The 12,827-nt window shown below is 31.1% G+C and carries 10 protein-coding genes; all 10 read left to right on the forward strand.

Annotated features, from left to right (window positions below):
- The first annotated feature begins 49 nt into the window (after positions 1-49).
- The 10 genes from murG (at position 50) to AC4FQW_RS00385 (ending at position 12,820) form a co-directional block, all read left to right on the forward strand.
- On the forward strand, positions 50-1,108 hold the full coding sequence (murG, locus tag AC4FQW_RS00340) for an undecaprenyldiphospho-muramoylpentapeptide beta-N-acetylglucosaminyltransferase (protein WP_491148124.1): 1,059 nt from the start codon (positions 50-52) through the stop codon (positions 1,106-1,108).
- A gap of 297 nt (positions 1,109-1,405) precedes the next feature.
- Positions 1,406-4,918, forward strand: a complete 3,513-nt coding sequence (gene nifJ / locus AC4FQW_RS00345) for a pyruvate:ferredoxin (flavodoxin) oxidoreductase (protein ID WP_303130911.1) — start codon at positions 1,406-1,408, stop codon at positions 4,916-4,918.
- Between the two features lie 177 nt (positions 4,919-5,095).
- Positions 5,096-6,349 carry a sensor histidine kinase gene (locus tag AC4FQW_RS00350; RefSeq protein WP_491146751.1) on the forward strand — a complete coding sequence of 418 codons (1,254 nt, stop codon included), beginning with the start codon at positions 5,096-5,098 and terminating at the stop codon, positions 6,347-6,349.
- A 5-nt stretch (positions 6,350-6,354) separates the two neighbouring features.
- A complete protein-coding gene (locus AC4FQW_RS00355) occupies positions 6,355-7,110 on the forward strand; it encodes a response regulator (protein ID WP_491146752.1) in 756 nt (251 codons plus the stop codon).
- A 249-nt stretch (positions 7,111-7,359) separates the two neighbouring features.
- Positions 7,360-9,024: a propanediol/glycerol family dehydratase large subunit gene (locus tag AC4FQW_RS00360; protein WP_491146753.1), complete on the forward strand. Its 1,665-nt coding sequence runs from the start codon at positions 7,360-7,362 to the stop codon at positions 9,022-9,024.
- Positions 9,025-9,041: 17 nt separating this feature from the next.
- Positions 9,042-9,617, forward strand: coding sequence for a propanediol/glycerol family dehydratase medium subunit (locus AC4FQW_RS00365; RefSeq protein ID WP_303128387.1), 576 nt, complete (start codon positions 9,042-9,044; stop codon positions 9,615-9,617).
- A gap of 21 nt (positions 9,618-9,638) precedes the next feature.
- Positions 9,639-10,061 carry a diol dehydratase small subunit gene (locus AC4FQW_RS00370; RefSeq protein ID WP_303128391.1) on the forward strand — a complete coding sequence of 141 codons (423 nt, stop codon included), beginning with the start codon at positions 9,639-9,641 and terminating at the stop codon, positions 10,059-10,061.
- Positions 10,062-10,084: 23 nt separating this feature from the next.
- Positions 10,085-11,917, forward strand: coding sequence for a diol dehydratase reactivase subunit alpha (locus tag AC4FQW_RS00375; RefSeq protein WP_303128392.1), 1,833 nt, complete (start codon positions 10,085-10,087; stop codon positions 11,915-11,917).
- A 6-nt stretch (positions 11,918-11,923) separates the two neighbouring features.
- Positions 11,924-12,286, forward strand: coding sequence for a glycerol dehydratase reactivase beta/small subunit family protein (locus AC4FQW_RS00380; RefSeq protein WP_303128393.1), 363 nt, complete (start codon positions 11,924-11,926; stop codon positions 12,284-12,286).
- 18 nt (positions 12,287-12,304) lie between these two features.
- Positions 12,305-12,820, forward strand: a complete 516-nt coding sequence (locus AC4FQW_RS00385) for a cob(I)yrinic acid a,c-diamide adenosyltransferase (protein ID WP_491146754.1) — start codon at positions 12,305-12,307, stop codon at positions 12,818-12,820.
- Positions 12,821-12,827: the final 7 nt, after the last annotated feature.

Raw genomic sequence — 12,827 nt, forward strand, 5'->3', positions numbered from 1 at the left:
TAAATATAAAATAAGGAGAGGATATTTTTTGAGTAAATATAAAATAATAATGACTGGTGGGGGAACAGCAGGTCATGTTACTCCAAATTTAGCATTAGTTCCATCATTAAAAGAAGAAGGATTTGAAATAAAATACATAGGAAGTACAGATGGTATAGAAAAAGAAATAATAACATCAAACAATATACCTTATTACGGAATATCTTCAGGAAAGCTTAGAAGATATTTTGATGTTAAAAATTTTACAGATCCCTTTAAAGTATTAAAAGGAATAGTTCAAGCTAGAAAAATATTATCTAAAGAGAAACCAGATGTTATATTTTCAAAAGGGGGATTTGTTACAGTTCCTGTTGTTATAGCTGCTTCTATGCTTAAAATACCAGTAGTTTCTCATGAATCAGATATTACACCAGGTCTTGCAAATAAGCTTGCATCACCATTTTGTGATAAATTATGTGTAACATTTAGGGAGAGTTTACAGTTTGTTAAAAATAATAAAGGGGTATTGACTGGTAGTCCTATAAGAAAAGAAATTTTAAATGGTTCAAAGTTAAAAGGGAAAGAGATTTGTTCCTTTAAAAATGAAAAAGACGTAATATTAATAATGGGGGGGAGTTTGGGCTCAAAAGTAATCAATGACGCCATAAGAGAGAATATAGATAATATTCTGAAATTTAATAATATTATTCATATTTGTGGTAAAGGTAATATATGTGACAGCATGAAGAATATTGAAGGTTATAAACAGTTTGAGTATGTAAGCGAGGAGTTAAGCCATTTAATGAGTTATGCAGATTATATAATTTCAAGAGCAGGAGCAAACTCAATATTTGAATTTTTAGCTCTTAGAAAACCAACACTATTAATTCCACTTTCAAAAAATGCAAGTAGGGGAGACCAAATCTTGAATGCAAACTCATTTAAGAAAGAAGGATTTTCAATTGTTATGCAAGAAGAGGAAGTTCAAAAGGACGGAATTTTAAAGGGAATAAAAATGTTAAAAGAAAATGAACAAGAACTTATTAAAAATATGGAAAATAGTAAGATGAATGACGGAGTTAAAGAGATTATAAATGTGATAAAAAGTAGTATTACAGCTAAGAGATAAGAAAAAATAAAAGTTAAAAAATTAACACTAAAATTTAGTGTATTAAAGCTTATGACACTCTTGCAAATTTAAAATAGTGTTATATAATAAAAGAGAAAGTTTGTGTTAAGTTAATTTATTTATTAATTTAACATTAAACTTAAACAGATATTAAATAAAATTGTATTTTATGCATTTATTATTGCTATAATATATAATTTTATTTTATATAAGATTAATAAGAAGTTCCTAGCTTTTTATTGATACACAAAAGAATTTAAAAAGTTGATTTTTATTTTCAGAAAGAGGGGTCACGCGATGAGAAAAATGAAAACTATGGATGGTAATACAGCTGCTGCTCATATATCTTACGCATTCACAGAAGTTGCAGCTATCTATCCAATAACACCATCATCACCAATGGCAGAGCACGTTGATGAGTGGGTAGCGCAAGGAAGAAAAAATATTTTCGGTCAACCAGTTAAGGTTATGGAAATGCAATCAGAGGCTGGAGCTGCAGGAGCAGTTCACGGATCATTACAAGCTGGTGCATTAACAACTACTTATACTGCATCACAAGGATTATTATTAATGATTCCTAACATGTACAAAATTTCTGGAGAATTACTTCCAGGAGTATTCCATGTATCAGCTAGAGCATTAGCTACTTCAGCATTAAACATCTTTGGAGATCACCAAGACGTTATGGCTGCAAGACAAACTGGATTTGCTATGCTTGCAGAAGGATCAGTTCAAGAAGTAATGGATTTATCAGCTGTAGCACATTTATCAGCTATTAAATCAAGAGTTCCATTCTGTAACTTCTTCGATGGATTCAGAACTTCACATGAAATACAAAAAATTGAAGTTTTAGATCAAGAAGAATTAAAACCATTAGTTGATATGGAAGCATTACAAGCATTCAGAGATAGAGCATTAAACCCAAATCACCCAGTAACTAGAGGTACTGCTCAAAACCCTGATATCTACTTCCAAGAAAGAGAAGCTGTTAATAAATTCTACGATGCTGTTCCAGATATCGTTGAAGGATATATGGCTGAAATCACTAAGTTAACAGGAAGAGAATATCACTGTTTCGATTACTATGGAGCTGCTGATGCAGATAGAATTATCGTAGCAATGGGATCATGTACAGATGTATGTGAAGAAACAGTTGATTACTTAAATGCTAACGGAAATAAAGTTGGGGTTGTTAAAGTAAGACTTTACAGACCATTCGACGTTGAAAGATTAAAGAAAGTTATTCCTGCTTCAGTTAAGAAAATTGCTGTTTTAGATAAGACTAAAGAGCCAGGATGTAATGGAGAACCATTATACTTAGACGTTATGAGCGCATACTACGGAGTAGAAAATGCACCTGTAATAGTTGGTGGAAGATACGGATTAGGATCAAAAGATCCAAACCCAGGTCATATCGCTGCAGTATATGAAAACTTAACTAAAGATGAACCAAAGAATGGATTCACTATAGGAATAGTTGACGATGTAACTAACACTTCATTAGAAGTTCATGAAGATATCGATGCTACTCCAGAAGGAACTACAGCTTGTAAGTTCTGGGGATTAGGATCAGACGGTACTGTTGGTGCTAATAAGAGTGCTATAAAAATCATCGGAGACCATACAGATATGTATGCTCAAGGATATTTCTCATATGACTCAAAAAAATCAGGTGGTATAACTGTATCACACTTAAGATTTGGTAAGAAAGCAATTAAATCACCTTACTTAATAAATAAAGCTGATTTCGTAGCTTGTCACAACCAATCATATGTATTCAAATATAATGTTCTAGAAGGATTAAAGAAGAATGGAACATTCTTATTAAATACTATCTGGAGCCCAGAAGAAGTAGAAGAACATCTACCAGCTTCATATAAGAGATATATTGCTGAAAACAACATTAAGTTCTACACTTTAAATGCTGTTAAGATAGCTCAAGAAATCGGATTAGGTGGAAGAATTAACATGATAATGCAATCAGCTTTCTTCAAGTTAGCTAACATTATCCCTGTAGAAGACGCTGTTAAATATCTTAAAGATGCCGTTGTAACTTCATACGGTAAAAAAGGTCAAAAAGTTGTTGATATGAACAATGCAGCTATTGATAAAGGAATTGAATCAATTGTTGAAATTAATGTTCCAGCAACATGGAAAGATGCTAAAGATGAAGTTAAAGAAGAAGGAAGACCAAGACCAGAATTCGTTAAAAACATTGTTGATCCAATGAATAGACAAGAAGGATTTGAACTTCCAGTATCAGCATTCGATGGAATGGAAGATGGTACTTTTGAACAAGGTACTGCTGCATTTGAAAAGAGAGGTATAGCTATAAATGTACCTGAATGGGATAAGGATAAATGTATCCAATGTAACCAATGTTCATATGTATGTCCACATGCTGTAATTAGACCATTCTTATTAACTGAAGAAGAAAGCAACAACGCTCCAGAAGGATTAAAGATTGTTGCTGCTAGAGCATTAAAGACAGAAGAGCCAATGAACTACACAATGGCTATTTCACCACTTGATTGTACAGGATGTGGAAACTGTGCACAAGTTTGTCCAGCTCCAGGAAAAGCTTTAGTTATGAAGCCAGCTAACACTCAAGAAGGAGAAGCTGCTAATTGGGATTACGTAACACATGAAGTATCAGTTAAGAAGAACCCAATGAATAAAAATACAGTTAAGGGTAGCCAATTTGAACAACCATTATTCGAGTTCTCAGGAGCTTGTGCAGGTTGTGGAGAAACTGCTTACGCTAAACTTATAACTCAATTATTCGGAGACAGAATGATGATAGCAAATGCTACTGGATGTTCATCAATCTGGGGAGGATCAGCACCTTCAACTCCATACACAACTAACCATAAAGGATACGGTCCAGCTTGGGCTAACTCATTATTCGAAGACAATGCTGAATTCGGATTAGGTATGTTCTTAGGAGCAAAAGCTATAAGAGAAAGATTAGTTGAAAAAGCTAACTTAGCTATCGAATCATTAGAAGAAGGAGAAGCTAAAGAAGCTCTTAAAGCTTGGGTTGAAAAAGTTGAAATCGGAGAAGGAACTAGAGATAGAGCTGATAGAGTTATCGCTGCTTTAGAAGGATTAGATAATGAATTTGCTAAAGAAATCTTAAAAGAAAAAGACTTCTTAGTAAAACCATCACAATGGATCTTCGGAGGAGACGGATGGTCATACGATATCGGATTTGGTGGAGTAGACCACGTATTAGCATCAGGAGAAGATGTAAACATATTTGTATTTGATACAGAAGTTTACTCAAACACTGGTGGTCAATCATCAAAATCAACTCCAACTGCTGCAATAGCTAAATTTGCTGCATCAGGTAAGAAAACTAAGAAGAAAGATCTTGGTATGATAGCAATGAGCTACGGATATGTATATGTTGCTCAAATAGCAATGGGAGCTGACAAGAACCAAACTCTTAAAGCTATAGCTGAGGCTGAAGCATATCCAGGACCATCATTAATCATTGGTTATGCACCATGTATTAACCACGGAATTAAGATTGGTATGGGTAACAGCCAATTAGAAGCTCAAAGAGCTGTTGAATGTGGATACTGGGCTATGTACAGATATAACCCACAATTAAAGGGAACTGATAAGAACCCATTCACATTAGATTCAAAAGAGCCAAAGGGAGATTTCAAAGAATTCTTAATGGGAGAAGTTAGATATGCTTCACTTGCTAAGGCATTCCCAGAAGCTGCTGATGCTTTATTTGAAAAGACTTATAATGACGCTATGGAAAGATTAGAAGGCTACAAGAAATTAGCTGGAAAATAATAGCTTATTAAATATAAAGACTAGATAAGTTAATTCTTATCTAGTCTTTTTTATTAAGATTAAAAAATATATTGAAATTTATCGTTATTGCAAAGTATAATAAATAAGTATTTAATAAAATTTAAAAGCTTAAAAAATAAATTTATTAAATAAGTTTATTTGTAATAGGAGATTAATATGGGTAAAAAAATTCTACATTTGAATGATGTCATAGATATAGATATATTTCAAAAAATTCAAGATGATATTGCAGAAGCAACAGGAATATCAATAATAACAGTAGATTATAAAGGCAAACCCGCGACGAAACATAGTAAATGTAGTGATTTCTGTAATCTTATGAGACAAGAAAAATCATATTCGGAATTATGTGAAAGGTGTGATTCAAGAGGAGGGCTTGAAGCAGCAAGGCTTGAAAAACCATATATATATAAATGTCATAAAGGTCTAATTGATTTTGCTACACCTATAATAGTTGACGGACAATATTTAGGTTCCGTAATGGCAGGACAAGTATTAGCAAAAGAAGATAATTTAGAATTAGAAGATATAGTATCAACTAAAAATAAATTAAATGACTTAGATAATGAAGAAAATAAAAAATTTTTAGAGGCTTATAGAAAATTACCGATAGTTGAGTTTGAAAAAATAAAAGCTACAGCAAATATGATGTTTCATATAAGCAACTATATAGTTGAAGAAGCTGTACTTAAAATGGCTCAAAAGGAATTGAATGATAAAAATATAAAAATAATAGAAGCAAAGAGAGAAAAAGCTGAATTAGAAAAAGAATATGAAGCATGTAGACTTAAAGCGCTTCAATCTCAAATAAATCCACATTTTTTATTTAATGTTTTAAATAGCATTTCATCTTTAGCTATAATTGAAAATGCAACTAGAACACAAGAAGTAATTTATAATTTATCAAACATGTTAAGATACACTTTAAAAAAATCTGATAAGATAGTTTCTTTAGAAGAAGAACTAGAATATATAAAGTCCTATTTAAGTCTTCAGAAGGTGAGATTTGGAAAAAGATTAGATTATGATATTAAAGTTGATAATGAATTTATAGAAAAAAAAGTTCCATTTATGACTATACAAACATTTGTAGAGAATTCTATAGTTCATGGAATTGAAAATAAAGAAGAAGGTGGAAAAATCTTATTATATTCTGAAAAAGAAGAAGATGGTTTTAGTATTATTATAAAGGATAATGGTGTTGGAATGACAGAAGAAAGATTATATGAAGTACAAAAGGAATTAGAAACTAAATATGATAATAATTTAGATAAAATAGGAATTAATAATGTAAATAAAAGAATGGCTAACTATTATGGTGAAGATTATAAAATAGATATAATTAGTAAAGTTAGGGAAGGAACTATTATAAAAATAAAGTTTTTTGATAGAAGTTTTAGCTGGAGTTGATAAAAATGTTAAAAGTGATGATAGTTGATGACGAAAGTTTAGAAAAGGAAGCATTAAGAGTAATATTAGGATCAATAGATAATTTAAGTATAGTTGCAGAAGCATCAAATGGCAGGGAAGCAATTGATTTAGATAAAAAATATAATCCTGATTTAATAATAATGGATGTAAAAATGCCAGGTATAGATGGATGTAAAGCTACTGAAATAATAAAAGCATACAATAAAGATAAGATAATAATAATGGTAACTGCTCATGATGATTTAAGTATAGTTAGAAAAGCAGTAAGCTTTGGAGTTGATGATTATATATTAAAACCAATAAATCCTAAAAAAATATGTGATATAATTGAAAAGATAATTGTTAATTATAAAATTAACGATTATAATGAATTAAATAATACTGTTCAAAATAAAGAAGGTAATAATAAAACTTCAAATTCTAATAATAATCAGATTAGGACAGCAATAGATTACATAAAGAATAACTTTAAAGAAAACATAACTTTAGATAAAATAGCATCTATTTGTAATTTGAGTCCATGTTATTTTAGTAAGTTATTCAAAAAAGAAATGGGAATAAATTTTAATACATATTTAAATAATAAGAAAATAGAATATGCAAAGGAAGTATTGAAGACAACGGACACTCCTATTCTTAATATTGCTTTAGACTTGGGGTTTGAGGATTGCGGTTATTTTATAAAGGTCTTTAAAAAAAGTGAAGGCTTAACGCCTAAAAGATATAGAGAAATAATATAACAATAAAAGGGAATGTATAAAATTTTATACATTCCCTTTTATTGTTATATGAATAGCAAAAAAGTTCTAGTTTTTCTAAAAGACAAAAAAGTACTATTTTCGTTGATAAAAAGTAAACAATATAGTCATAGAAGAAGACAATAAATTTTAATGGATTTTTATTTTAATTATATTAAAATGTATACATCGATAAAAAAATAACAAATGCAATTATATAACGTAATTATATTCTGAGGGAGGAATTTTACAGTGAAATCAAAAAGATTTGAAGCTTTAGCAAAACGTCCTGTAAATCAAGATGGTTTAATTGGAGAATGGGCTGATGAAGGTCTAATAGCAATGGAAAGTCCTAATGATCCAAAGTCATCTATAAAAATAGAAAATGGAATAGTAGTAGAATTAGATAGTAAAAAAAGAGAAGATTTTGATATGATAGACAGATTCATAGCTGACTATGCAATAAATTTAGAAAATGCAGAAGAAGCTATGAAATTAGATTCAGTTGAAATAGCTAGAAAATTAGTAGATATAAATGTTGGTAGAGATGAAATAGTTAAAATAACTACAGCAATAACTCCAGCTAAGGCTGTTGAAGTTATGACTCATATGAATGTTGTTGAGATGATGATGGCACTTCAAAAGATGAGAGCTAGAAAAACACCATCAAACCAATGTCACGTTACAAACCTTAAAGATAATCCAGTACAAATTGCAGCAGATGCAGCAGAAGCTGGTATAAGAGGTTTCTCAGAACAAGAAACTACAGTTGGTATAGTAAGATATGCACCATTTAATGCATTAGCAATACTTATAGGTTCACAAGTTGGTCGTCCTGGAGTATTAACTCAATGTTCAGTTGAGGAAGCTACAGAACTTGACCTTGGAATGAGAGGACTTACAAGTTATGCAGAAACAGTTTCAGTATATGGAACAGAGTCAGTATTTACAGATGGAGATGATACTCCATGGTCAAAAGCATTTTTAGCATCAGCTTATGCTTCAAGAGGACTTAAAATGAGATATACATCAGGAACTGGTTCAGAAGCATTAATGGGATATGCAGAAGGTAAATCAATGCTTTACTTAGAATCAAGATGTATTTACATAACTAAAGGAGCTGGAGTTCAAGGACTTCAAAATGGAGCAGTTAGTTGTATAGGTATGACAGGAGCAGTTCCATCAGGAATAAGAGCAGTACTTGCTGAAAACTTAATAGCTTCAATGCTTGATATAGAAGTAGCATCAGCTAATGACCAAACATTCTCACATTCAGATATAAGAAGAACAGCTAGAACATTAATGCAAATGCTTCCAGGAACAGATTTTATATTCTCAGGATATAGTGCAGTTCCAAACTATGATAACATGTTTGCAGGTTCAAACTTTGATGCGGAAGATTTTGATGATTATAATGTACTTCAAAGAGACTTAATGGTAGATGGTGGATTAAGACCAGTATCAGAAGAAGAAACAATTGCAATAAGAAATAAAGCTGCAAAAGCTATTCAAGTAGTATTTAGAGAACTTGGATTCCCTAAAATAACTGATGAAGAAGTTATAGCTGCAACTTATGCACATGGAAGTAAAGATATGCCAGAAAGAAATGTAGTTGAAGATTTAAAGGCTGCAGAAGAAATGCTTAAGAAGAGAATAACAGGATTAGATATTGTTAAAGCTTTAGGTTCAAATGGATTTGAAGATGTAGCAAACAATATATTAAATATGCTTAAGCAAAGAGTTACTGGAGATTATCTTCAAACATCAGCAATACTTGATAGAGATTTTGATGTAATAAGTGCTGTTAATGATGTAAATGACTATAAAGGACCAGGAACAGGATACAGATTAAGTAAAGAAAGATGGGAAGAAATTAAAAATATTCCTAACGTAATAAAACCAGAAGATATTGAATAAGAAAAGGTGGTATACATATGGAAAATGGAGCAAATAAATTTGTTATGCCAGAGCTTACTCTTACAGAAGTAGGAGAAGCAAAAGTTGGAACAAGAGCGGATGAGGTTGTGATTGGACTTGCCCCAGCATTTGAAAAATTTCAACATCATACATTAGTTAATATAGATCACAAAGATATTTTAAGAGAACTTATAGCAGGTATTGAAGAAGAAGGATTACATGCTAGAGTTGTTAGAATATTAAGAACATCAGATGTTTCATTTATAGCAAATGATGCAGCAAAATTAAGTGGATCAGGAATTGGTATAGGAATTCAATCTAAAGGAACAACAGTAATTCACCAAAAAGACTTACTTCCTTTAAATAACTTAGAATTATTCCCACAAGCACCATTATTAACATTAGAAACTTTTAGATTAATCGGTAAAAATGCAGCTAAATATGCAAAAGGAGAATCACCAACTCCAGTACCTACAAAAAATGACCAAATGGCTAGACCAAAATTTATGGCAATAGCAGCATTATACCATATAAAAGAAACTAAGCATGTAGTAAATGGAGCAAAACCAGTACAAATAGAAGTTAAATTCTAAAAGGATAAGGAGAGAGACTTAATGGAAGCGAAAAAAATGGGACCTAAAGATTACCCTTTAGCAACTAAAAGACCAGAGGATATAAGCACACCAACTGGAAAAAATTTAAATGATATAACATTAGAAAATATATTAAATGGAGATATTAAACCAGAAGACGTTAGAATATCACCTGAAACATTAGAAATGCAAGCTCAAATAGCTGAAGGTATGAATAGAGCTGCAATAGCAAGAAACCTTAGAAGAGCTGCTGAACTTATAAAAGTTCCAGATGATAGAATACTTGAAATGTACAATGCGTTAAGACCATTTCGTTCAACTAAAGAAGATCTTTTAAAGATTGCAGATGAACTTGAAAATGTATATGGAGCAAAAGTTAATGCAGATTTCGTAAGAGAAGCAGTAGAAGTATACGAAAAGAGAAATAAATTAAGACAAGAATAATTTATTTCTTTCAGGAGGAAAGTATGAAAATAGTAGCAGGTGTTGATATTGGTAATGCTACTACGGAAACAGCATTATCAAAAATAGAAGATGGAAAAATAGAATTTCTTTCAAGCGGTATAGTTCCTACAACAGGTATAAAAGGTACTGAAGAAAATATAGAAGGTGTATTTGATTCCCTAAAACAAGCATTAAAAAAAGTATCTTTAACTCTTGATAATTTAGATTTAGTTAGAATAAATGAAGCAGCTCCAGTTATAGGTGATGTTGCTATGGAAACTATAACTGAAACTATAATAACAGAGTCAACAATGATAGGACATAACCCACAAACACCAGGTGGAATAGGAATTGGAACAGGAAAAACTATATATATAGAAGACCTAGAAAATATAAATGAAAATGAATTATCAGAAGATGATGCATTTATACCACTTATATTAAGCAAAATAAATTTCCTAGAAGCAGCAGCTAGAATAAATCATGCTACAAGAAGAGGCATAAAAATTACAGCAGCAATAGTTCAAAGAGATGATGGAGTACTTATAAACAATAGATTAGATAATACTATTCCTATTGTAGATGAAGTTATGTTACTTGAAAAAGTGCCAGTTAATATGAAGGCTGCTGTAGAAGTTGCCGGTCAAGGAGAAGTAGTTGAAAGTCTAGCTAATCCTTATGGTATAGCAACAGTATTTAATTTAACAGCTGAAGAAACAAAAATGATAGTTCCAATATCAAGAGCTCTTATAGGAAACAGATCAGCCGTAGTAATTAAAACTCCAAAGGGAGATGTTCAAGAAAAGAAAATACCAGCAGGATGTATAAATATAGATGGGTTAAATCGTAAAGAAAGTGTAGATGTAGAACACGGTGCAGAAAAAATAATGGATGCTGTAAGAGCTTGTGTACCAATACAAGATGTAAAGGGAGAAGCTGGTACAAATGCTGGTGGAATGCTTGAAAGAGTAAGACAAGTTATGGCTAATCTTACTAAGCAAAAAATATCAGATATAAAAATACAAGACCTTTTAGCAGTTGATACTTTTATCCCACAAAAAGTAAAGGGTGGTCTTGCAGAGGAGTTTTCACTTGAAAATGCAGTTGGAATAGCTGCTATGGTTAAAGCAGATAAACTACAAATGCAAATGATAGCAGATAAGCTAAGAGAAGAACTTAATGTACCAGTAGAAGTTGGTGGAGTAGAAGCTGACATGGCTATTCGTGGAGCACTTACAACTCCAGGAAGTAGTACACCGCTTGCTATATTAGATATGGGGGCAGGATCTACTGATGCATCAATTATAAATAAAGAAGGAAAAATTTCATCAATACATTTAGCTGGTGCTGGAAATATGGTAACTATGCTTATTAAATCAGAATTAGGACTTGATTCATTTAATTTAGCAGAAGATATAAAAAAATATCCATTAGCTAAAGTTGAAAGTCTTTTCCATATAAGACATGAGGATGGAACAGTTGAATTCTTTAAAGAACCTTTAGATCCATCAGTATTTTCAAAAGTTGTAATAATAAAAGATGGAACTTTAGTTCCGATAGATGGACAAACTTCTATAGAAAAAATAAGAACTATAAGAAGAGGAGCTAAGGAAAAGGTATTTGTAACAAATTGCCTAAGAGCTTTAAGTATAGTTTCACCAACTGGAAATATAAGAGACATTGAATTTGTAGTATTAGTTGGTGGATCATCATTAGACTTTGAAACTCCTCAATTAGTTACAGATTCATTATCACAATATGGTGTAGTAGCAGGTCGTGGAAACATAAGAGGAACAGAGGGACCAAGAAATGCTGTTGCTACTGGACTTATATTATCTTGCAATGAAATGGAGTAATTTAGTATGGCAATGGTAATGAAAGCTTATGAGTATGAAGTTCCTAGTATATATGTATATTATTCAAATGATTTAAAAGATTTAAGTAGATTAGATGAAGTATTATGGGGAATAGAAGAAGAAGGAATACCTTTTGATTTAAAAGCTAAAGAATGTAATACTTCTGAAGAACTTAGTCATTTAGCATCAATGCAATCTAAACTTTTAGTTGGTATAGGAATTGATAGTAAGGGCAAAATAACTTTAACACTAAATAAGTTAGAAAAAGATAAACCTTTATTTACTATGAACTTAGATGATGATAACAGTAAATTAAGAGATCTAGGTTCTAATGCAGGAAGATTAGTTAAAGGTATAGCTTTTAAATAATATTAAGGAGTAATTAATATGTATAAAATCTACACAAAAACAGGTGATAAAGGAACTACAGCACTATTTGGAGGAAGCAGAGTTGATAAAGATAGTCTAAAGGTTGAAGCATATGGAACTGTAGACGAATTAATATCATCAATAGGTTTTGCTTACTCAAAAATTCAATTAACAGAACAAAGAGAAGAGCTTAGAAATATACAAAAAAAATTATTTAATTTAGGTGCTGAACTTGCAAGTGATGAAAACGGAATTAAATATTTAAAAGAAATAGTTACTAAAGAAGATATAGAGACTTTAGAAAAACTAACAGATAAATATATGGAAATAACAGGTCCTTTAAGAGAATTTGTTATACCAGGAAAAAATGAAATATCAGCAAGCTTACATATAGCAAGAACGGTATGTAGAAGAGCTGAAAGAAGAATAATAACTTTAAAGAGAGAAGAATCTTTAAGGGAAGAAGTTTCAAAATATATAAATCGTTTATCAGATACACTTTTTGCAATAGCAAGATATTTTGAAGAAATGTAAAGGAGGA

It is taken from the genome of Clostridium sp. TJA085 (assembly GCF_058310235.1).